The organism is Methylobacterium nonmethylotrophicum (assembly GCF_004745635.1).
GTDB lineage: Bacteria > Pseudomonadota > Alphaproteobacteria > Rhizobiales > Beijerinckiaceae > Methylobacterium > Methylobacterium nonmethylotrophicum.
The window spans coordinates 57,592-78,165 of record NZ_SRLB01000023.1 but is presented as its reverse complement, the minus strand read 5'-3'; the positions used below and the strand labels follow the sequence as shown (position 1 = coordinate 78,165).

Here is a 20,574-nt window from a genome sequence, read left to right as displayed (position 1 = left end):
GCGAAACAGCATGGCGCCGAGGGAGTGTCAACGGGTTCGGGCGGCCCGGATCCCGGGCGGTCCCGGTCTGTCAGACCTTATGCACCGCAGGCGCTGGGCCGGAGGGCGGATCGAGCAAGGCCCGCCCGGCGCGGGTGAGAGGGCGCTCGACGCTGCGGTGCACCAGGAGCGCCGCCGCGCAGGCGAGGGCGAGCATCAGGACCGTCAAGGGCCACAGGCCGACGCGTCCCGCCAGGCCGCCCGCCTCGATGATCATCCGCACGCCGCGTACGACGAAAGGATGCACCAGATAGAGTGCGTAGGACGCGTCTCCCAGCATGACCGCAGGGCGCCAGGCGCCGCCGCCGGTCCCCGCGGGCCCGAGCGCCGCGGCGGCGACCAGGAGGGCGGCGGGCCCGCCCCAGGCCAGGCAGCGGGGGAGGGTGGGCGCGTCGCCGGCGAGCGACAGCAGGACGAGCCCCGCCACGGCGAGGGCGAGGCGCACCGGTCCGGCGAGGCGAAGGCCCTCCTGCCGCGCCAGCCCGAGGGCGACCCCGCAGGCGAATTCGAGCACGATCGGATCGCTCCAGAACGCGAGCGGCACCGGCAGCGGCGGGAGGAGCCGCCCGGCCAGCGCGAGGCCGGCGAGGAGCGCGATCACGCCGGCCGCCGCCCGGCGCCGGTCCCACGGCAGCGCCAGGGCGAAGAGGACGTAGAACGCCATCTCGTAGTTCAGCGTCCAGCCGAGCGAGTAGAGCGGCTGCACCGCCCCGTCGCCCCGTGCCGTCGGCCAGAACAGGTAGGAGGCCGCGAGAGTGGCCGGGCCCTCGGCCGTGCCGCCGAGCAGGCCCGGCCGCAGCCAGGCGAGGGCGAGATAGAGCGAGGTGGCGAGCCAGTAGAGCGGCACCACCCGGGCGATCCGGTGGGCGAGGAAGACCCGCCGCGCACCGGGGCGCCCGTGCAGGGGCGCCGCCGCGTGCACGATGATGAAGCCGGAGATGACGAAGAACACGTCGACCCCGGCCGGCCAGGGCAGCCAGGTCGCCGGGGCGAAGGCCAGGCCCGCCCGGGCAGCGAGGTTTGCTGCCTCGAACTGCGCGTGGCCGGCGGCGACCATCAGGGCGGCCAGTGCCCGCAGGGCCTGGATCAGCGGCAGGGAGGGAGGGCGCGTCACGGGCAGAGAATCGCATCGCGGCGCGCCGGACCGTCCGGGGCGCTGGCCGGCCGTCATACCGGAGACCCTCCGCCCACCGCCAGAGCGGGCCGTCCGCCTGCATGACGCAGCGGCGGGAACAATGCTCGCGCAACGTCGTTGTCCAGCCCGAAAGCGTCCTGCCACACCGGACCGAGCGGACGCCCCGATGTTCAAAGGATCCGGGGCGTTCCTGACAATAACAAACTACCAGGAGAAGACCGATGAAGAACCTCGTTGCCCTGACCGGCCTCGCCGTTGCTCTCGCGACGCCCGCCTTCGCGCAGCAGATCGGCAACTTCAACGAATTCCGCTCGATGGCCCTGATGTCGAATGCCTTCGAGGTCAAGTCGAGCCAGATCGCCCTCGAGAAGTCCCGCAACCCGCGGGTGCGCGACTATGCCCGCGAGATGATCCGCGATCACCGCGCCGCCAACGTGGCTTTGCTCGGCGGCCGTGAGACCGTGGCCCGCGGCACCGGTATCGGCGGGCTGATCGAGGCGCCCTTCGCCATCGCGGGCGGTGCGGTCGGGGCGGCCACCGGCGCGGCGGCGGGCGTGGTCGGCGGCACCCTGCAGGGCGGCCCGGTCGGCGGCCTCGAGGGTCTCGGCACCGGCGCGGCCCGCGGCGCCCAGGTCGGCGCGAACGCGGTCGACCTCGACGGCGACGTGACCACCACCGCGGCCACCCAGGCCGTGCCGCTCAGCCCGCAGCAGCAGGCGATGCTGGCCGAACTCGCCGACACCCCGGCCGGCCCGGCCTTCGACCGCACCTACGCGCGGATGCAGGTTCAGGCCCACAGCATGACGGTCGCCAACTACCAGGCCTACGCCCAGACCGGCCCGAACCCGGCCCTGCGTTCCTACGTCCAGCAGGCTCTGCCGGTGATGCAGCAGCACCTGGCCATGGCGCAGCGGCTGCCGGGCGCCCGCTGAGATCGAGTGATGCGCTGACGTGATGAAGCGGCGGGCCGAAGGGCCCGCCGCTCTTTTCGTGCGGCGCGCCCAGCAGCCTCCCCGCAGCCTACGGCGCCGGGTGAGCGATACGGATGTCGTCTGATCTGCTCCAAGACCAGTGAAGCGCGGGATCCCCTCTCCCGTGTGGGAGAGGGGTAGGGGCGATCGAAGATCGCGCGAGGGTGCTACGGTTCTGAGTCTAGCTCCGACGGTCCCGCTGCCAGCACGACGCCCAGTGCTTCATATTGAAGCGTGTCACCCTCACGTGCGATCTTCGATCGCCCGGCCCCTCTCTCACACGGGAGAGGGGAGATGCGCTCTATCTTTACTCAGCCGGACCAAGACGACATCGTATGAATTCGTCGAGGCCCAGACCTGCCAGGGTCCGGGCCCCATTTCCCTGGGGCGTTCATTGAAAAGCCCGCTCAGGCCCCCTCGACCTCCCCGTCACCGTCAACCTCCGCCTCGCCCTCGCCCTCGATGTGCTCGACCGACACGACCTTCTCGGTCTTGTCGGTGTTGAACACCGTGACGCCTTGCGAGGCGCGCCCGACGACGCGGATGTCGTCGACCGGGACCCGGATCAGCTTGCCGGCATCGGTCACCAGCATGATCTGGTCGCTGGTCTCGACCGGGAACGAGGCGACGAGGCTGCCGTTGCGGGCGTTGACCTCCATCGCCTTGATGCCCTTCCCCCCGCGACCGGAGATCCGGTACTCGAAGGACGAGGTGCGCTTGCCGTAGCCGCGCTCCGACAGGGTGAGGACGAACTGCTCCGCCGCCCCCATGGCGATGTAGCGGTCCTGCTCGAGGTCGATCGAGGCCGCGGCCTCTTCGGCCTCGGGCTCCGGCGCCGCCGGCAGCTCGATCGCCTCGCCGGTGGCGCGCCGGTCGGCATTGGCCCGCTTCATGTAGGCCTGCCGCTCCTCGGGCGAGGCCTCGAAGTGGCGCAGGATCGTCATCGAGATGACGTGGTCGCCCTTGGCCAGGTTGATGCCGCGCACGCCGGTGGAATCGCGGCCCTTGAACACCCGCACGTCGGTGACGGGGAAGCGGATGCACTGGCCGGCTGCCGTGGTCAGCAGCACGTCGTCGGCTTCGGTGCAGATCTCGACATGGACGATGTGGTCGCCCTCGTCGAGCTTCATGGCGATCTTGCCGTTGCGGTTGACCTGCACGAAGTCGGACAGCTTGTTGCGCCGCACGCTGCCGGAGGCCGTCGCGAACATCACGTCGAGGGTCTCCCACGACGCCTCGTCCTCGGGCAGCGGCATGATCGTGGTGATGCGCTCCGCCCCCTGGTCGAGGGGCAGGATGTTGACGAGCGCCTTGCCGCGCGCGTTCGGCGCGGCGAGCGGCAGCCGCCACACCTTCTCCTTGTAGGCCTGCCCTTGCGAGGAGAAGAACAGCACCGGCGTGTGGGTGTTCGCCACGAACAGCCGGGTGACGAAGTCCTCGTCGCGCATCGACATGCCGGCCCGGCCCTTGCCGCCGCGGCGCTGGGCCCGGTAGGTCGAGAGCGGGACGCGCTTGATGTAGCCGGCGTGGGACACGGTCACGACCATGTCCTCGCGCTGGATCAGGTCCTCGTCCTCGACGCTCGAATCCCAGTCGAGGATCTCGGTCTTGCGCGGGGTCGCGTATTCGGCCCGGACCTCCGCCAGCTCGTGCTTGACGATGCCCATGATGCGGGCGCGGGAGCGCAGGATGTCGAGATAGTCGGCGATCTCGTCGGCGAGCCGCTTCAGCTCGTCCCCGATCTCGTCGCGGCCGAGCGCGGTCAGGCGCTGCAGCCGCAGGTCGAGGATGGCGCGGGCCTGGGTCTCGGACAGGCGGTAGGTGCCGTTCTCGCTCACCCGGTGGCGCGGATCGTCGACGAGCGCGATCAGCGGCGCGATGTCCTCGGCCGGCCAGTCGCGGGCCATCAGGGCCTCGCGGGCGGTGTTCGGATCGGGCGAGGTCCGGATCAGCCGGATCACCTCGTCGATATTGGCGACCGCGATCGCGAGGCCGCACAGCACGTGGGCCCGCTCGCGCGCCTTGTTCAGCAGGAACTTGGTGCGGCGGGAGACGACCTCCTCGCGGAAGTCGATGAAGGCCTGGATCAGGTCCTTGAGGTTGAGAAGCTCAGGCCGCCCGCCGTTGAGCGCCACCATGTTGCAGCCGAAGCTCGTCTGCAGCGGGGTGTAGCGGTAGAGCTGGTTCAAGACCACGTCGGCCACGGCGTCGCGCTTCAGCTCGACCACGATGCGCATGCCGTCGCGGTCGGATTCGTCGCGCAGGTCGGCGATGCCCTCGACGCGCTTCTCGCGCACCAGGTCGGCGATCTTCTCGACCAGCGAGGCCTTGTTCACCTGGTAGGGGATCTCGGTGAAGATCAGCGCCTCGCGCTCTTTCCGCAGCTCCTCGCTGTGGGACTTGGCCCGCATGATCACCGAGCCGCGGCCGGTCATGTAGGCCGAGCGGGTGCCCGAGCGGCCGAGGATCGTGCCGCCGGTCGGGAAGTCCGGCCCCGGGATGATCTCGTTCAGGCCCTCGATGGTGATCGCCGGATCGTCGATCAGGGCGATGCAGCCGTCGATCACCTCGCCGAGGTTGTGCGGCGGGATGTTGGTCGCCATGCCGACCGCGATGCCGCCGGCGCCGTTGACGAGGAGGTTCGGGAACCGGGCGGGCAGGACCGCCGGCTCGTCCTTCGACTCGTCGTAGTTCGGGTTGAAGTCGACCGTGTCCTTGTCGATGTCCTCGAGCAAGGCCATGGCGGGCTTGGCCAGCCGCGACTCGGTGTAGCGCATCGCCGCCGGCGGATCGCCGTCGACCGAGCCGAAATTGCCCTGGCCGTCGACCAGCATCAGCCGCATGGCGAAGTCCTGCGCCATGCGCACCAGCGCGTCGTAGATCGACTGGTCGCCGTGCGGGTGATACTGGCCCATCACGTCGCCGACGATGCGCGCCGACTTCACGTACTTGCGGTCCGGCAGGTAGCCGTTCTCGTACATGGAGTACAGGATGCGGCGGTGCACCGGCTTGAGGCCGTCACGCGCATCCGGCAGCGCCCGGCTGACGATGACGCTCATCGCGTAGGCCAGGTAGGACTGGCGCATCTCGTCGGTGATCGAGACGGGCTTGATGTCGGTCGCGGGCGGGGGGGCGCCGGTCGGGTCGTTCTCTGCCAAGGTCTGTCTCTCGTCGCGGCCCGCGCGGGCTCACACTCTGCGCGCCGCCGGCTTAGCCGATTTGCGCCCCGGGCACCAGCGCGAAGCTTGGAAGGCGAGGCAAATCAGCATCTTAGATGGGTGTTCCGGGGTCGCTGCACAAGCCCGCGCCACCCTCGCGAAGGAGTGTCCCGCGGAAGCGTTAGAGATTGGCAAAGGACGTCGGAAGGGGCCAGAACGGCGGGTGCCCGACTCGCCCCGCCAGGCCGGGCAGGCTCTGACAACTCGACGGATTCCCGACACCCGCAATGTCACCGCAACGACGCTGGCCGGCGATCTCGGCCCTCGGCATCGTGCAGATCCTCGCCTGGGGCTGCAGCTACTACCTGCTGACGGTGCTGGGACCCTCGATCGCCCGGGAGACCGGCTGGCCGCTCGCCTGGATCTTCGGCAGCCTGTCGGCCGGCATGCTGATGGCGGGCCTGGTCTCGCCCCTCGCCGGCCGCTCCATCGGCCGTTACGGCGGCCGGCCGGTCCTGGTGGTCTCGACCCTGCTCCTCGCCGCCGGCCTCGCGCTCCTGGCGCTCTCGCCGAACCTGCCGGTCTTCGGCCTCGCCTGGCTGGTGATCGGCGCCGGCATGGGGTCGGGCCTCTACGACGCCGCCTTCGCGACGCTGGGCCGGCTCTACGGCGCCGATGCAAGGCCGGCGATCACGGCGCTGACCCTGTGGGGCGGCTTCTCGAGCACCCTGTGCTGGCCGCTCTCGGCCTTCCTGCTGGCGCATCTCGGCTGGCGCGGCACCTGCCTGACCTATGCGGGCATCGAGCTCGGCATCTGCCTGCCGCTGATCCTCGGGCTCGTCCCGCGGGCCGCGCCGCGTCCCGTCGCGGCGGGGCCGGCGCGCTCCGACGCGGTCGTCCTCGCACCCGCGGAGCGCCCGGTCTTCCTGGTCCTCGCCGCGGTGGTGACCTGCACGGGCATCGCCACCTCGGTCTTCTCGGTCCACCTGCTGACGCTGCTGCAGGATCGCGGCCTGTCGCTCGCCGCCGCGGTGTCGCTCGGCACCCTGATCGGCCCGTCGCAGGTCGGCGCGCGCTTCCTTGAGATCGCCAACCGCAGCCGGCACCACCCGATCTGGACGCTCACCGTCGCGGTGGCCCTGATGGCCGTCGGCCTCGTCCTGCTGTGGGGCGGAGTCGACGCCCCGGCCGTGGTGCTGATGATCTACGGTGCCGGCAACGGGCTCTACTCGATCGGCCGCGGCACCCTGCCGCTCGCCCTGTTCGGGCCCGAGCGCTACGGGGCCATCCTCGGCCTGCTGGCGAAGCCGAGCCTCGCCGCGCAGGCCCTCGCGCCCTCCGCCGCCGCCTTCCTGATCGCCCATGGCGGCGCCGACGCGACCCTCGCCGCCCTCGCGGTGCTGGGCCTGATCGACCTCGCCCTCGTCGGCGCCCTGTGGCGGGTCCGGCGCCGGGGAGCGGCGCGGGCGCAGCCCCGGCGTGACGACAAGCCTGTCCCGCAGGCCGGACGGGGCTGAGCGCGCCGCGGACCGGTTCCGGCGCGGCGGGCGGGACGGGCCGCTCCCATCGTGCGAGGCCCCCCGCGCCGGCGGCTCACCGCGACGGCACCACCTGCCGCGACAGCACGTAGAGCCGGTGCCCGAACGACCATGTGCGCAGGAAGCGCCTGGCGTAGCGCAAAGGATCGTCGGCGAGGCGGCAGTGCCGGCGCAGGACCTCCCGGGCCGCCTCGGGGTCGCCGACATCGAGGAGCTGGCGGGCGTATTCGAGCATCAGGAAGTTGCGGTATCGGCCGGCGGAGGGGACGAGCCGCGGCGGGACCGCGCCGAGGCGCAGGAGGGCGGTCAGGGTCCGGTCGAAGGGCGGCGGCAGGGGGCGCTTGCGCATCTGGCCGGCGAGCACGCTGGTCGGGTGGCCGTCGCGATAGACCGCGGTAGGCTCCGGCACGTACCGGAAGGCGCCCTCGAGGGCGAGGCGGCAGAAGGTGTCGGTGTCGCCCCCCATCGGGGCGCCGAGCGGGAACAGGCCGGCCCGCCGCAGGGCCGCGCGCTCGATCATCACGGCGCTCGGATGGACGGCATAGGGGTAGGTCGCGAGCGCGAAGGCGAAGAAGTCGTCGGTCACCTGCGCCGGTATGCCGGCCGGCATCACCGGCGCAAAGCGGCTGGCGAGCAGGTAGTTGCTGAACACCACGACCGCGTCGCCCTGGGCTGCGGCGGTGGCCAGGTTCTCGAGGTGGCGGCCGGCCCAGAGGTCGTCGGCGTCCAGGAAGGCGATCCAGTCATGGCGGGCCTCGGCGACGCCGCGGTTGCGCGCCGCCGCCTCGCCGCCATTGGGCTGGCGCACCAGGCGGATGCGCGGATCGGTGAGCGCCGCCACGACGTCGCCGCCGCCGTCGGTCGATCCGTCATCGACCACGATCAGCTCGAAATGGGGATAGGACTGGCGGAGCACCGCCTCGATGGTCTCGGCGATCACGTCCGCCTTCTGGTAGAGCGGGATCACCACGGAGAGGGTCGGCAGCACGGGTCGGCCTCCGGGTTCGCGGGCAGTGTTCGCGGGCAGGTCTTCGCAAGCAGGTCGCGCCGCATCCTGATTAACAAAGTGCCGGGCGCGCCGGACCCGCCGCTTCCGGTGCTGTCGCCTCCGCGCGCCCTTCGGCGGTCGGCGGGGGCCGTAAGCCTATCGGGGGAGGGCGCCCCGCCCAAGACGATGCTTCCGCAGCGCCAGCGCCATGTGAGCCTCGTCCCGCCGGGCGCGGCGGCGGTCGCTCCTTGGGGGCCCCCGGAGGGTCCATGCGGTGACCGAAGCGATCCGGGCGGCGCTGGCGCGCAACCTCGCCCAGGCGCGAGGGGGCGAATGAAAATAGTGCCGATCCGACCAGATCAAGGGCGCGGACGCTCGCCGATGGGACCGGACGGCCAGAAAATGTCCACCTTGGGACGTTCAGGCCAGAAATTGGGACGTTCGGGCGTTTCCCGCCACCGGCATCCGTGTTGAACCTTCGGACCCTGCCCTCCATTCCGGCCCACGGACGATGTCGAAGAGAATGTCCACCTCGATTCCGGCCTGGCTGCGCCGCCGCGGGTACTCGCCCCGCACGAAGCGCGTGCTCGCCTCCGCCTGCGAACGCGCGGCGCGCCGGCGGGCCGAGGCGGCGGAGCCGGGGAGCGGCGGATGCCGGATCATCCCGTTCCCGGCCCGGCCGCAGGCCCTGGCCCGGCCGGCACCGGATGCCGACGCGGCCCGGGCCGGGACGGACGCGGCCCTGCAGGCCTGACGACCCCGTGCGGCCGGCGGCACGCCTCAGCCGCCCGGATGCACGAACAGGCTGTCGAACTCGCCGGGCTCGTAATCGCGGCCGGTGATGTCGGTGATCACGACGCGCTCGTGGCCGTCCGCCGCGAGTTCGTCGGCCTTCTCAAGCGCCGCCTCCGGCGAGGTGCGCTGATACGAGAGGTGCCCGTCCGAGGTGTGGGCCGTCACGACAAGATGCATGGCTCTCCCTGTTTGCCGAGGAAGCCATACTATATGAGCATGCCTCCCGGGGCCAGCCGGGCCGCCATCCGGCGGCTGCCGCATGGTCACGGAGCGGCCTTACTCCGGCGCTACCACGCCCCGTTGCCGCTCCCTGGAGGCCTCTTCGATGCCCGTCGTGCTCGCCGCCGCCTCGTGCCTCGCCCTCGGGATCGCCCTGGTGGTGCTCCTCGGGCTGAGCGCCTGATCGGGAGAGCCGGTCGGACCAGCGCCTGCGCCGGGTTGTTCACGGTCAGCGCACCGCGCCGCTTGGCCCACCGTCACAGCAGCGCGCGCGCTGCTTGGCCCACCTTTCGGAGCGAGGCATCGACCTCCCCGGCCGAGCCGGTGATCCGCTCCATGTTCCGGTGCACCGACGCGACGCTCCGGGCGGCGTTCTGCATGCTGACCGACATCTCGCGGGTGACGGAAGCCTGCTGGGTCACGGCGGAGGACACCCCGACCGAAATCTCGCTGACATGCCCGATCGCCGCGACGATCGCCTCGATCGCCGCCACCGCCGCGGCGGTCGCGCCCTGCACGGCGTCGATCTGCGTCCCGATCTCCTGGGTCGCCCGGGCCGATTGCCCGGCGAGCGCCTTGACCTCGGCGGCGACCACCGCGAAGCCCTTGCCGGCGGCCCCGGCCCGGGCGGCCTCGATCGTGGCGTTGAGGGCTAGCAGGTTGGTCTGCTCGGCGATGGAGCGGATCAGCGACACCGCCTCGCCGATGCGGTCGGCGGCCTGCGTCAGGCTCGCGACGATGCCGCCGGCATCCTGGGCCTTGCTGACCGCCATGTCCGAGGCGTGGCGGGCCTCGGCGGCGTGGCGGCCGAGCTCGGCGATCGAGGCGGCGAATTCCTCGGTGCCGGCGGCGACCGCCTGGACGTTGCCCGAGGTCTGGGTCGTCTGCTCGGTGGTGGCGCGGGCCTGCTCCGCCATCGCGGAGACCGCGCGGGTGATCGCCGCGATATCGACCTCGATTGCCTGCTGGCCGGCGCTCCGGCGCCGGCGGTCCAGCACCTGCTGCGTGATGTCGGTGGCGAACTTCACCACCGCGCAGGGGCGGCCGTCGAGGTCGAGGACCGGGTTGTAGGCGCCGAAGATCCAGACGTCCTGGCCGGTCTTGGCGACACGGCGGAATTCGCCCGCCCGGTAGCGGCCGGCGGCCAGGGCCTTCCAGAACGCGGCGTAGTCGGCGCTGCGCCGCTCGTCCTCGGCGACGAAGAGGCTGTGGTGGCGCCCCACCACCTCGTCGCGGCTGTAGCCCATCACGGCGAGAAAGTTCGGGTTGGCCTCGGTGATCAGCCCCTCGGGCGTGAAGTGGATCACCCCCTGGGAGCGGTCGAGCGCCGCGATCTGCCCCGCGAGATAGGTGTCGCGCTCCTTGCGGGCGGTGATGTCGGAGGCGAGCTTGACGATCCGGACGACCCGGCCGCGGCGGTCGAGCACCGGGTTGTAGCAGGCCTGGATCCAGAACGTCCGGCCGTCCCTGGCGACGCGACGGAACTCCCGGGTCTCGAACCGGCCCTGCCGCAGGTTGTGCCAGAACGCGGCGTAATCGGGGCTCTCGCGTTCGGCAGGCGGCACCAGCAGGCTGTGGTGCCGGCCCTTCAGTTCCCCGAGCGCGTAACCGGTCAGGGCCAGGAAGCTGGCATTCGCATCCAGGATCGTCCCGGACGGGTCGAACTCGATCCTGGCCTGCGACCGGTCGACGGCCGCGAGCAGCGCGGCGTGGCTCGAATTCAGAAAGGACACGTCTGCCTTCTCTCGCATGACCCACGGGACCATGCGGCGAGATGATTATTGAAGAATGAAGGGATATCGGAATCGATCGTCTTGCATCGCGCACGGATCGATAAAAATTATGGAGCGCGGACGGGATTTACCGGCCGCGTCAATTTATTCCTATCGTCTGTAAAGGCGCAGATAAATCCGGCACATGCAAATATGACCTTGGGTCACGGCAGATCATATGGGCACGGCCATCCGCGATCGTGTTCCGCAGGCCGCTCGGGTGAAGGATCGAAGAGCACTGCGACGAACGCCCTGGCCGGGATCTGGACTTGCAACTGGAAGAGGCAGCAAGACGGCACCAGCCAAGACGGCACCAGCCAAGACGGCACCAGCCAAGACGGCACCAGCCAAGTGCTTGGGACACGATGGACCCTGCCGGGCGGACCGGCTCGCACGCCGTGCCGTTGCGGCATTCCGGGGCGCGAGCCTGGTCCGTGCGGCTCAGCCCTTGCGCTGCGCCTTGACGTAGCTCGTGATCGCGGCCTGGCAGTTCGGCGACAGCTTGGCCCGGTTCTGGCGGAAGCAGGCCTGCACCTCGGGCCCGTCGGGCGCGAGGTTGCCGCAATAGGTGAGGTAGTCGCCGGTGCAGTACTGCTTGAGCACCGCACGGTCGGCGAGGACCGGCTCGGCGAGGGCGGCGCCCGTGGTCAGGGCGAGGAGGAGGAGGCTGGAGCGCAGCAGCACGACGTTTCTCCGCGAGGACGGGTTCGAACCGGCACAGGCCAGAGGATTCTGGCCTTCATGGGTTACCGCGGCCGTTCGCGAGCTTTAGCAGCCCGGACCGCGCCGACAAGCTTCCGCCGGGACATCACCCCGAATGTGAACGGCGAGGGAGGGCCCGGCGCCCGGACGACGGCCCTCGAAGGACGCGCGGTCCGGCCCGGGGCCGGGATCGCGGCGGGTCAGAGGCGGCTGAGGCGCACCCGGGCGACGCCCGACATGCCGATCGCCCGGGCCGAGGCCTGCGACAGGTCGATCACCCTGCCGCCGACATAGGGGCCGCGATCGTTGATGCGCACCACCACCGAGCGGCCGTTCGCCGTGTTGGTGACCCGGACCCGGGTGCCGAAGGGGAGGCGGCGGTGAGCCGCCGTGAGGGCGTGCGTGTTGAAGCGCTCGCCATTCGCAGTGCGCCGGCCCTGAAATCCGGGGCCGTACCAGGAGGCCGCACCGGATTGAGCTTCGGCGGGCGTGCTGGCTTGTAGCGTCACTCCGACAGCACCCGCCGCCGCGAGACCAATGATCGCCAGCTTTGCCTTCGAAACCATTTCGCATTCCCGTTTTGTTGCTTGACGCGGTGCAACATAAAACGGAACAAGGCGACATTATGGAACAGCAAATTACAGGTCTATCTCGCGTATTGTCGCCGCAATGTGTTTGGAAAAATTAACCGGTTTACATTCGTTAACTGATTTCGCAGGTCGAGCGAGGGCGGCCCGGGCGGCGGCCCCGCCATGCTGGGGCCAAGGTTCGCTCATCCGCGGTTCACCGATCACGGAGCCCGCCCGGCCTCCCGCAGGGCGACGCGGATCAGGTCGGCGAGGGTGCGGGCGCCGAGCTTGCGCCGCATCTGCGTGCAGGCATTGGCGATGGTCTTGTAGCTCAGGCCGAGCTCCTCGGCGATCGCCCCGTGCGAGCGGCCGGCGCCGAGGCGCTCGAGGATCTGCCGCTCGCGTGGGGTGAGGGACGGGGCCGCCGGCGCCTCGCGCCGCAGCCGGGCGACCTCGGCGGCGAGGGAGGGCGCCACGTAGGTGCCGCCGTCGCGGACCCGCTCGAAGGCGAGGTGCAGCTCCGCCGAGGCGGTGTCCTTCAGGACGTAGCCGGACGCCCCGCTCTCGAGCGCCCGGGCGACGATCTCGGGATCGTCGTGCATGCTGAAGACGAGGATCCGCGTCGCCGGTGCCACCGCGCGGATCCGCCGGATCAGCGCCAGCCCGCTCAAGGACGCGCCCTGGAAGGTCAGGTCCGCCACCACGATCGCGGGCCGGTGGCGGCGGAAGCGCCGGTACCCGGCGGCGATGCCGGTCGCCTCGTGCACCGTGCCGATGCCGGCATCCTCCAGCACCCGGCGGCAGCCCTGCAGCACGATCGGGTGGTCGTCGACGACGAGCACGTCCATGGCCTGCCCCTCCGGGAGCGCCCGCGGCGGCGCCGCGGGCATACCGCCTCAGTTGGTCGGCTGGCCGGCCGCGACCTTGGCGGTCCAGTCGTCGAAGGCGACGATCGTCTGGCGCTGCTCGCCCAGCCCCTCGATGCCGAGCGTCACGACCTCGCCGGCCTTCAGGAAGCGGGCCGGCTTCATGCCCATGCCGACGCCGGGGGGCGTGCCGGTGGTGATGACGTCGCCGGGCTCGAGCAGCATGAAGTGCGACAGGTAGGAGACGATCTGCCGGCAATCGAAGATCATCGTGCTGGTCGAGCCGGTCTGCATCCGCTGTCCGTCGACGTCGAGCCACATGCCGAGATTCTGCACGTCGGGGATCTCGTCCGGGGTGACGAGCCAGGGGCCGAGGGGGCCGAAGGTCGGGCAGCCCTTGCCCTTGGTCCAGGTACCGCCGCGCTCGAGCTGGAACTCGCGCTCCGAGACGTCGTGGCAGACGCAGTAGCCGGCGACGTAGTCGAGCGCCTCGTTGGCGTGGACGTAGGACGCGCGCTTGCCGATCACGATGGCGAGCTCGACCTCCCAGTCGGTCTTGGCCGAGCCCTTGGGCAGGATCACGTCGTCGTTCGGGCCGACGATGCAGGACGGCGCCTTGTTGAACAGGATCGGCTCGGGCGGGATCGGCGAGCCGGTCTCGGCAGCGTGGTCGGCATAGTTGAGGCCGATGGCGATGAAGTTGCGCACCTGGCCGACGCAGGGGCCGAGCCGGGTGCCGGCCGGCACCTCCGGCAGCGTGGCGGGGTCGATCCGGCGCAGATTCGCCAGGGTGTCGGCGGAGAGGGTCGGGCCGGCGATGTCGTGGATCAGGCCCGACAGGTCGCGGATCGCGCCGCCCTGGTCGACGAGGCCCGGCTTTTCCGCACCGCTCTCGCCCCAGCGCACAAGCTTCATTGGTCGTCTCCCGAAAAATCCACGCGGGCCGGACGCGACGCGGCGCCCGCGGGCGCGCGACCGGCCCGGGCCGGGACATTGGCCCCCGCGGGAAGCCGCCGCAAGCGGCAACCGGCACCGCCGGCGGGCCCGTGCCCGTTGCAGATTCGTCACATGTGGGGCAAAAGCGTGTCGGCGCGGCGTTCTGGGGCTGCCAGTGACGTCTGTGGTTGCACAGCCCTAGACAGGGCGGATGGACAGGAATCCTGGCCTGATCTTCGTTGGTTTTGAATATAAAAATAGTTTCCCGACTGTGATCACAGAAAACCTGTAAGCATCTGGTCCTCCGCCGGGATTGCGCCACGACTGCCTGCTGCCGCATCATCGCGCCCAAGCTGCGGGCGTCGGGAAGCCGCGCGGCACGCGATTTTGGGTGTCGAGGTAACGTCATGATGGGTTCGAGGAGGGCGGCGCTGCTGGCCGGCGCGTCGCTGACGCTGCTGGCGGGGGCCAACGGGGCGGCGCAGGCGGGGGCCTTCGGCCTGCGCGAGCAGAGCGCCCAGGCGATGGGCGTCGCCTTCGCGGGCGCGGCTTCCGGCTCCGGCGGCCTGTCGTCGATGTTCTGGAACCCGGCGGTCGTCACGATGAAGCCGGGCTGGAACTCGGACTTCAACGCCACCCTGGTGGCGCCCTCCTCCACGATCACGCCGGTCACCGGCACCTTCCCGCCGCTGATCGGGCTGGGCGGCTCGGGCGATATCGGCCAGGCGGCGGTGCTGCCGGCGACCTACACGAACTACCAGATCAACGACCGCCTGTTCCTCGGCCTCTCCGGCGCCGCACCGTTCGGCCTCATCACCAAGCCGAACACGGTCTGGGCCGGCCAGACCTACAGCCGCTCGTCCAAGATCTTCAGCCTGAACTTCAACCCGGTGATCGGCTACAAGGTGAACGACTGGCTGTCGGTCGCCGCCGGCCCGGTGCTCGAGTACTTCAAGCTCACCCTGCGCCAGGCCACCGGGATCACCCCGACGGCGCCGACGGCGTTCCTGAAGGGCGACGACTGGGGCTGGGGCTTCACCGCCGGCGTGGTCGCCAAGCTCTCGGAGGGCACCACGGTCGGCGTCGGCTACCGCTCATCGATCAACCATCAGATCGAGGGCTCGGCCTTCGGCATCGGCCAGGTCCGCGCCAGCCTCAACACCCCCGACAAGGTCTCGGTCGGCCTGACCCAGGTGATCACCCCGGTGTTCCGCCTGAACTTCGGCTTCGAGTGGGACAACTGGTCGAGGCTCGGCACGCAGGCGATCATCTCGAAGGCGCTCAACCTGCCGGTCACGCGGCTGCCGCTGAACTACAAGGACGGGTTCTACTACTCGCTCGGCGCCGAGTACGACTTCACCCCGCAATGGACCGGCCGCATCGGCTTCGCCTACGAGCAGTCGCCGATCGACAACTCGAACCGCTCGACCCGCCTGCCGGACGGCGACCGCTACTTCGCGTCGGTCGGCGCCAGCTACCGCTACAGCGAGAAGATCCAGTTCGACGTCTCCTACCAGCACCTGTTCGCCGCCGGCCGCAACCGGATCGCGCTGGTGCCGGGCGAGCCGCTCTACACCCCGCCGCTCGCCTTCCTGGCCACCACCGATTCCAGCGCCGACATCGTGGCGGTCGGCCTGAAGTACCGCTGGGATACCCCGCCGGCCCCGGCGCAGGTCGCGGTGCCGCTGGTGCGGAAGTACTAGGACGGGGAGGGGCCGGGCGTCCTCCGTCCATTCCCATACCCGCTCCGTCATCCCGGGGCTCGCCGAAGGCGAGAACCCGGGATGACGGAGCGTGCTTAGGCACTGTCGGTCGGGACGAAGACCTCTCCGATCAGCAAGCCCCCGGGGAGCGGCCTCCCGGGGGCTTTCTCGTCGTCTCACGCCTTCGCGAGCACGTAGGTCCCGGGCGCCTGACCGAGGGTCGGCAGCACGCCGCCGCCGGGCTGGCGCGCCGGCACCCGCTCGCCGTTCTGCTGCTCGAGCCAGGAGAACCAGTACGGCCACCACGAGCCCTTGTGCTCCGTCGCGGCGGCGATCCACTCCTGGAGCGTGCCGTGGGCCGGACCGCCGGTCCAGTACTGGTACTTGGGCTTGGCCGGCGGGTTGACCACGCCGGCGATGTGGCCCGAGCCCGCCAGCACGTAGTCGACCGGGCCGCCGAAGGCGCGGCAGCCCTCGAACACCGAGATCGCCGGGGCGATGTGGTCCTCCCGGGTCGCGAGGTTGAAGACCGGGATCGTCACCTTGCCGAGGTCGAGCCGCACGTTGCCGAGCATCATCTCGCCGCGCGACAGCTTGTTGTCGAGGTAGCAGTTGCGCAAATAGAACGAGTGGTTGGCGGCCGGCATCCGGGTCGCGTCGGAGTTCCAGTACAGGAGGTCGAAGGGCAGCGGCGACTTGCCCTTCAGGTAGTTGTTGACGACGTAGGGCCAGATCAGGTCGTTCGGCCGCAGCATGTTGAAGGCGTTGGCCATCTTGGCGCCCTCGAGGTAGCCGCGGCTCTGCATGCCGGCCTCGATCGCGCGGATCTGCGCCTCGTCGACGAACACCTTGAGGTCGCCGGCATGGGTGAAGTCGACCTGGGTGGTCAGGAAGGTCGCGCTGGCGATGCGGTCGTCGTTCGTGGCCGCCATGTAGGCCAGGCTCACGGCGAGCATCGTGCCGCCGACGCAGTAGCCCACCGCCGAGACCTGGCGCTCGCCGGTCGCCCGCTCGATCGCCTCCAGCGCCGCGAAGACGCCCTCGCGCATGTAGCTCTCGAAATCCTTCTGTGCGTGGCGCTCGTCCGGGTTGACCCAGGAGATCACGAACACCGTCAGGCCCTGGCTCACCGCCCAGCCGATGTAGCTCTTGTCCTTGTTCAGATCGAGGATGTAATACTTGTTGATCCAGGGCGGCACGATCAGCAGCGGGCGCTTGATCACGGTGTCGGTCTGCGGCGCGTACTGGATCAGCTCGATCAGGTCATTGCGGAAGACCACCTCGCCGGGGGTGTTGGCCATGTTGACGCCGACCTGGAACTGGCCCTGGTCGGTCTGGCGCACGCGCAACTCGCCGCCGCCGGCCTCGACGTCCTCGGCCAGCATCGTCATGCCGCGCACGAGGTTGGCGCCGTTCTCCCGGAAGGTCTCGCGGATCAGCTCCGGGTTGGTGGCGAGGAAGTTCGACGGCGAGAGCGCGCCCGAGATCTGCCGGACGTAGAACTGCGCCTTGGCGCGGGTGTGGTCGTCGAGCCCCTCCGCCTCGTCGACCATGATCTCGGCCCAGCGGGTGGTGATCAGGTAGCCCTGCTTCAGGAAGTCGAAGACGGGGTTCGTCGTCCATTCGGGAGCGGAGAAGCGCTTGTCCTTGGGGTCGGGCATCGCGACCGGGGGCACCTGCTCGCCCTGCATCTTCTGCAGGGTCGAGCCCCACAGGGCCATGAACTGGCCGCCGATCAGGGTCTGGGCCTCGAGCGCCTTCTGCGGGTCGGTGAACCATTTCTCGGCCACGGTGCCGAGCGTGCGCACCACCTCGGTGACCGATTCGGCCAAGGCCGTGTTGGGCTTGCCCTCCTCGAGGGGCTTGGCGTAGGCGACGAGCGCCCGGCTGAACTGCTCGGTCATCAGGCCCGCATTGCGCGACAGGGCCTCCACATCCGCAACTGGGACTCCCGCAACCGGCGCCGTACTCCTCTCGGTCGTCACGCGCATTCTCCTCCCTGTGTGTGGGCGGCCCGCCGCGACGGGCCGCCTTTCCGACAAAATATCGGCGCAAACCACCGGTTCCGCCAGATCACCGGACCGGGTTTCATTACGACCACGGTGCCCTCGCGCAAGGTTCCCCCCACGTCATGCCCGCGTTCCCCGCTCTCGTCCCGGCCGCGACCCGTGCGGCCGTGCTCCTGGCCTGCCTCGCCGCCGGCAGCTGCGTCCTCGACGGCGCCGGCATCCGCGACGCCGCGAAATCGGCGGGCTTCGGGCCGAAGGAGGTCACGGCGCCCGACTTCGTGGCCCAGTCCCGCCGCGGGGGCGGCGACTTCCTCCCGGTCGGCGTCTCGGCCCCGCCCCGCGAGACTCGTGCCAAATCGGCCGCCGGCGTGAAGGCGCTCGAGGCCGAGCTCGACGCCAGCCGTCAGCGCAACGAGGCGAAGGGCCGCGACGCCGCCAAGGTCGGCGGTGCCGTCAAGCCGCCGGCTCCGCCCAAAGTCCCGCCGGCAGAGTAACGCCAGGGCGCCCCTCGAACTTCCTCTTCCCCCAAATCCCCTCTAGACAGCGTGTGTGACACGCGCGTCGCAGCGGCGGCGCCGATCCAGGACCCGGCCATGACCGATTTTCATCGCATCAAGCGACTGCCCCCTTACGTCTTCGAGCAGGTCAACCGGATCAAGGCGGCCGCCCGCGCCAACGGCGCCGACATCATCGACCTCGGCATGGGCAACCCCGACCTCGATGCGCCCCGTCACGTGATCGAGAAGCTGGTCGAGACCGCCGGCAAGCCGCGCACCGACCGCTACTCGGCCTCGAAGGGCATCGCGGGCCTGCGCCGCGCCCAGGCGAACTACTACCAGCGCCGCTTCGGCGTGAACCTGAACCCCGACACCCAGGTGGTGGCGACGCTGGGCTCCAAGGAGGGCTTCGCCAACATGGCGCAGGCCATCACGGCGCCGGGCGACGTGGTGCTGGTGCCGAACCCCAGCTACCCGATCCACGCCTTCGGCTTCCTGATGGCGGGCGGCGTGATCCGCTCGGTCCCGGCCGAGCCGACCCCGGCCTTCTTCCCGGCGGCCGAACGGGCGATGCAGCACTCGATCCCCAAGCCCGTGGCGCTCGTCGTCTGCTACCCGTCGAACCCGACGGCCTACGTCGCCTCCCTCGACTTCTACCGCGACCTCGTCGCCTTCGCGAAGAAGCACGAGCTGATCCTGCTCTCCGACCTCGCCTACGCGGAGGTCTATTTCGACGACAGCAACCCGCCGCCCTCCGTGCTGCAGGTGCCGGGCGCGATCGACGTGGCGGTGGAGTTCACCTCGCTGTCCAAGACCTTCTCGATGGCCGGCTGGCGGATGGGCTTCGCGGTCGGCAACGAGCGGCTGCTCGCGGCGCTGACCCGGGTCAAGTCCTACCTCGATTACGGCGCCTTCACGCCGATCCAGGTCGCCGCCACCGCGGCGCTCAACGGCCCGGAGGCCTGCATCCACGAGATGCGCGCCACCTACCGGCGCCGCCGCGACGCGATGGTCGACGCCTTCCAGAAGACCGGCTGGGACATCCCGGTCCCGTCCGCCTCGATGTTCGCCTGGGTGCCGATCCCGGAGCGGTTCCGCGGTCTCGGCAGCCTCGAATTCTCGAAGCTCCTGGTCGAGAAGGCCGACGTCGCGGTGGCGCCGGGCATCGGTTTCGGCGAGCACGGCGACGACTACGTGCGCATCGCGCTGGTCGAGAACGAGCAGCGCATCCGCCAGGCGGCCCGCAACATCCGCCGCTTCTTCGACAGCGCCGACCGCACCCTGCACAACATCGTGCCGATGCAGAAAGCCGGTTGAATGCGGCGCGCGCCCGATCACCAGGGCGCGCTCCCCATCCTGCGGCTTGTGGCCGGGGGGCGACAGGAGGGCGGAAAGGTGCCGCGCTCGCGCCCCTAAGGCCGCGCTTCGGGTTGATCCGCCCGGTCCCGGGCGTCAGGGTGCGGCAACGGTCACGCTCCACCCTGGGTATCCGATGCGTCGCTCGCTGAAGCTCGTCGTTCTCGCCGCCGCGGCCGCCCTGCCGGCCGCCTGCGCGCCGAACCCGATCATCGCCCGCGACCCCGTCCCGGCCCCCGGTCCCGACGTCGCCTATCGCTGCTCCTCGACCCCGGCGCTCCTCAACGGCTACTGGGCCGATTGCGAGCGGGTGCGGCGCGAGCGCGAGGTCGTGGTCCGCACCAAGGGCTGACAATCAAGGCCGACAACCGCACCACGAGACAGCACGCCGCGCCCCGGAACCGCGCGCGGCCGCTCGAGCGTTGACTGGCATCCGCTCAACGAGGATGCCCCGCGTGGTCCCCCGTCTCCTCCTGCCCCTCGCCGCCCTGGCCGGCCTCGTCGGCCCGGCCCTCGCGCAGTCGCCCCTGACGGTGCGGGTGCGCCCGCCCGCCGCCGCCGAGCAGGACATCTACGCCCGGGCCGCCGCGCGCGGGCCCGTCGTGCTGCAGGTCGACCCCGATGTCGTCGCCGGGCCGCTGCCGCCCGGCATCGGGCCTGGAACCGGGCTCGTGGCGATCCGCGCGGTGCCGGTGGCCGCCGTCACCAATGGCGGCGGATTCGGGCCGACCGGGTTCGGCTATTACGGCGACAGCGTGAGCGAGGGGCCGCTCGACGGCCGGCGGCGGGTGACCACCTACATCCTGGGCAGCCGGGCCTACTGACCCCTCGAGCATCACAAGGAAACGCCCCATGAACCGCCCCTTGCGCGCGCGCATCCTCGCGGCCGGCCTGCTCGCGGGCCTCGCCACCGTCGCGGCCGCCCTGCCGGCCGCGGCCCAGAGCGTCGGTTACGTCACCGGCATCCCGGGCCGGGATCCGGCCGGCGACGACGAGATCGGCTGGGGGCCGGCCTACCGCCCCGAGACCAGCTTCTCCCAGCCCGGCACGCCGCCCACCCCCGGCGACTTCGCCGGCGCCGCCTACCGGGCCCGGACCGGGCGAGGGCCCTACGACGCGGTCCAGGCGCCGCTGCGGCCGGTGCGCGGCTACGCGCCGGGCTATGACGGCGAGGAGCCCGACTCTTATGCCCCGCGGATGCGGACCGTGCGGACCAAGCAGGTCCATCGGCAGCGGCATCACCTCGGGGCGGCGACGGTCCGGGCGCACCGGCAGGCCTGGCGCTGAGGACCCGGCCAGGGACGCCGCCCGCGCGCAGGCC

At 70.8% G+C, this 20,574-nt stretch carries 20 protein-coding genes; 10 read left to right on the top strand and 10 right to left on the bottom strand.

Annotation, left to right across the window (positions count from 1 at the left end):
* Positions 1-70: 70 nt before the first annotated feature.
* On the bottom strand, positions 71-1,153 hold the full coding sequence (locus EU555_RS25755) for an acyltransferase family protein (RefSeq protein WP_245524495.1): 1,083 nt from the start codon (positions 1,151-1,153) through the stop codon (positions 71-73).
* A 242-nt stretch (positions 1,154-1,395) separates the two neighbouring features.
* Here EU555_RS25755 and EU555_RS25750 point away from each other — a divergent pair, with 242 nt between their 5' ends.
* On the top strand, positions 1,396-2,106 hold the full coding sequence (locus EU555_RS25750; RefSeq protein WP_135418174.1) for a DUF4142 domain-containing protein: 711 nt from the start codon (positions 1,396-1,398) through the stop codon (positions 2,104-2,106).
* Positions 2,107-2,552: 446 nt separating this feature from the next.
* Here EU555_RS25750 and gyrA read toward each other — a convergent pair whose 3' ends face one another.
* Complete coding sequence (gyrA, locus tag EU555_RS25745; protein ID WP_135418172.1) at positions 2,553-5,303, bottom strand: DNA gyrase subunit A; 2,751 nt, start codon at positions 5,301-5,303, stop codon at positions 2,553-2,555.
* Between the two features lie 287 nt (positions 5,304-5,590).
* On the opposite strand from gyrA, the gene EU555_RS25740 reads away from it, so the two are divergent.
* Positions 5,591-6,820 (top strand): MFS transporter, encoded by a 1,230-nt coding sequence (locus tag EU555_RS25740; RefSeq protein WP_135418170.1) that lies wholly within the window; start codon positions 5,591-5,593, stop codon positions 6,818-6,820.
* Positions 6,821-6,896: 76 nt separating this feature from the next.
* On the opposite strand, the gene EU555_RS25735 is transcribed toward EU555_RS25740, so the two are convergent.
* Positions 6,897-7,829 carry a glycosyltransferase family 2 protein gene (locus EU555_RS25735; RefSeq protein ID WP_135418168.1) on the bottom strand — a complete coding sequence of 311 codons (933 nt, stop codon included), beginning with the start codon at positions 7,827-7,829 and terminating at the stop codon, positions 6,897-6,899.
* A 523-nt stretch (positions 7,830-8,352) separates the two neighbouring features.
* On the opposite strand from EU555_RS25735, the gene EU555_RS25730 reads away from it, so the two are divergent.
* Positions 8,353-8,583, top strand: a complete 231-nt coding sequence (locus tag EU555_RS25730; protein ID WP_135418167.1) for a hypothetical protein — start codon at positions 8,353-8,355, stop codon at positions 8,581-8,583.
* 26 nt (positions 8,584-8,609) lie between these two features.
* Here the strand turns inward: EU555_RS25730 and EU555_RS25725 are convergent, their stop codons facing one another.
* Positions 8,610-8,801, bottom strand: coding sequence for a hypothetical protein (locus EU555_RS25725; protein ID WP_135418165.1), 192 nt, complete (start codon positions 8,799-8,801; stop codon positions 8,610-8,612).
* Between the two features lie 82 nt (positions 8,802-8,883).
* Here EU555_RS25725 and EU555_RS36345 point away from each other — a divergent pair, with 82 nt between their 5' ends.
* The gene (locus EU555_RS36345) at positions 8,884-9,027 is read left to right on the top strand and encodes a hypothetical protein (protein WP_167858664.1); all 144 of its coding nucleotides are present in this window, start codon (positions 8,884-8,886) and stop codon (positions 9,025-9,027) included.
* Positions 9,028-9,100: 73 nt separating this feature from the next.
* On the opposite strand, the gene EU555_RS25720 is transcribed toward EU555_RS36345, so the two are convergent.
* The 5 genes from EU555_RS25720 to EU555_RS25700 form a co-directional block, all read right to left on the bottom strand.
* Positions 9,101-10,576, bottom strand: a complete 1,476-nt coding sequence (locus EU555_RS25720) for a methyl-accepting chemotaxis protein (protein WP_245524494.1) — start codon at positions 10,574-10,576, stop codon at positions 9,101-9,103.
* Between the two features lie 480 nt (positions 10,577-11,056).
* Positions 11,057-11,296, bottom strand: a complete 240-nt coding sequence (locus EU555_RS25715) for a hypothetical protein (RefSeq protein WP_135418214.1) — start codon at positions 11,294-11,296, stop codon at positions 11,057-11,059.
* Positions 11,297-11,517: 221 nt separating this feature from the next.
* Positions 11,518-11,883, bottom strand: a complete 366-nt coding sequence (locus EU555_RS25710) for a septal ring lytic transglycosylase RlpA family protein (RefSeq protein WP_135418162.1) — start codon at positions 11,881-11,883, stop codon at positions 11,518-11,520.
* 224 nt (positions 11,884-12,107) lie between these two features.
* Positions 12,108-12,734, bottom strand: a complete 627-nt coding sequence (locus tag EU555_RS25705; protein WP_135418160.1) for a response regulator transcription factor — start codon at positions 12,732-12,734, stop codon at positions 12,108-12,110.
* Between the two features lie 48 nt (positions 12,735-12,782).
* The gene (locus EU555_RS25700) at positions 12,783-13,667 is read right to left on the bottom strand and encodes a fumarylacetoacetate hydrolase family protein (RefSeq protein WP_135418158.1); all 885 of its coding nucleotides are present in this window, start codon (positions 13,665-13,667) and stop codon (positions 12,783-12,785) included.
* A 428-nt stretch (positions 13,668-14,095) separates the two neighbouring features.
* Here EU555_RS25700 and EU555_RS25695 point away from each other — a divergent pair, with 428 nt between their 5' ends.
* Positions 14,096-15,391 (top strand): OmpP1/FadL family transporter, encoded by a 1,296-nt coding sequence (locus tag EU555_RS25695; protein WP_135418156.1) that lies wholly within the window; start codon positions 14,096-14,098, stop codon positions 15,389-15,391.
* A 176-nt stretch (positions 15,392-15,567) separates the two neighbouring features.
* Here EU555_RS25695 and phaC read toward each other — a convergent pair whose 3' ends face one another.
* Positions 15,568-17,382 carry a class I poly(R)-hydroxyalkanoic acid synthase gene (gene phaC / locus EU555_RS25690; protein WP_135418154.1) on the bottom strand — a complete coding sequence of 605 codons (1,815 nt, stop codon included), beginning with the start codon at positions 17,380-17,382 and terminating at the stop codon, positions 15,568-15,570.
* Between the two features lie 140 nt (positions 17,383-17,522).
* Here phaC and EU555_RS25685 point away from each other — a divergent pair, with 140 nt between their 5' ends.
* From EU555_RS25685 to EU555_RS37200, 5 genes are all read left to right on the top strand, one after another.
* Positions 17,523-17,894, top strand: coding sequence for a hypothetical protein (locus tag EU555_RS25685; protein ID WP_245524493.1), 372 nt, complete (start codon positions 17,523-17,525; stop codon positions 17,892-17,894).
* A 99-nt stretch (positions 17,895-17,993) separates the two neighbouring features.
* A complete protein-coding gene (locus tag EU555_RS25680) occupies positions 17,994-19,214 on the top strand; it encodes an LL-diaminopimelate aminotransferase (RefSeq protein ID WP_135418152.1) in 1,221 nt (406 codons plus the stop codon).
* Between the two features lie 175 nt (positions 19,215-19,389).
* A complete protein-coding gene (locus EU555_RS25675; RefSeq protein WP_135418151.1) occupies positions 19,390-19,605 on the top strand; it encodes a hypothetical protein in 216 nt (71 codons plus the stop codon).
* 103 nt (positions 19,606-19,708) lie between these two features.
* Complete coding sequence (locus tag EU555_RS25670; RefSeq protein ID WP_245524492.1) at positions 19,709-20,077, top strand: hypothetical protein; 369 nt, start codon at positions 19,709-19,711, stop codon at positions 20,075-20,077.
* 28 nt (positions 20,078-20,105) lie between these two features.
* Positions 20,106-20,540, top strand: a complete 435-nt coding sequence (locus EU555_RS37200) for a hypothetical protein (RefSeq protein ID WP_245524491.1) — start codon at positions 20,106-20,108, stop codon at positions 20,538-20,540.
* Positions 20,541-20,574 lie beyond the last annotated feature (34 nt).

Coding starts and splice junctions, on each gene's coding strand:
- EU555_RS25695 (WP_135418156.1), top strand. CDS start 14,096: ATGATGGGTTCGAGGAGGGCGGCGCTGCTGGCCGGCGCGTCGCTGACG.
- EU555_RS25675 (WP_135418151.1), top strand. CDS start 19,390: ATGCGTCGCTCGCTGAAGCTCGTCGTTCTCGCCGCCGCGGCCGCCCTG.
- EU555_RS25710 (WP_135418162.1), bottom strand. CDS start 11,883: ATGGTTTCGAAGGCAAAGCTGGCGATCATTGGTCTCGCGGCGGCGGGT.
- phaC (WP_135418154.1), bottom strand. CDS start 17,382: ATGCGCGTGACGACCGAGAGGAGTACGGCGCCGGTTGCGGGAGTCCCA.
- EU555_RS25685 (WP_245524493.1), top strand. CDS start 17,523: ATGCCCGCGTTCCCCGCTCTCGTCCCGGCCGCGACCCGTGCGGCCGTG.
- EU555_RS25700 (WP_135418158.1), bottom strand. CDS start 13,667: ATGAAGCTTGTGCGCTGGGGCGAGAGCGGTGCGGAAAAGCCGGGCCTC.
- EU555_RS25705 (WP_135418160.1), bottom strand. CDS start 12,734: ATGGACGTGCTCGTCGTCGACGACCACCCGATCGTGCTGCAGGGCTGC.
- EU555_RS37200 (WP_245524491.1), top strand. CDS start 20,106: ATGAACCGCCCCTTGCGCGCGCGCATCCTCGCGGCCGGCCTGCTCGCG.
- EU555_RS36345 (WP_167858664.1), top strand. CDS start 8,884: ATGGTCACGGAGCGGCCTTACTCCGGCGCTACCACGCCCCGTTGCCGC.
- EU555_RS25680 (WP_135418152.1), top strand. CDS start 17,994: ATGACCGATTTTCATCGCATCAAGCGACTGCCCCCTTACGTCTTCGAG.
- EU555_RS25740 (WP_135418170.1), top strand. CDS start 5,591: ATGTCACCGCAACGACGCTGGCCGGCGATCTCGGCCCTCGGCATCGTG.
- EU555_RS25730 (WP_135418167.1), top strand. CDS start 8,353: ATGTCCACCTCGATTCCGGCCTGGCTGCGCCGCCGCGGGTACTCGCCC.
- EU555_RS25750 (WP_135418174.1), top strand. CDS start 1,396: ATGAAGAACCTCGTTGCCCTGACCGGCCTCGCCGTTGCTCTCGCGACG.
- EU555_RS25725 (WP_135418165.1), bottom strand. CDS start 8,801: ATGCATCTTGTCGTGACGGCCCACACCTCGGACGGGCACCTCTCGTAT.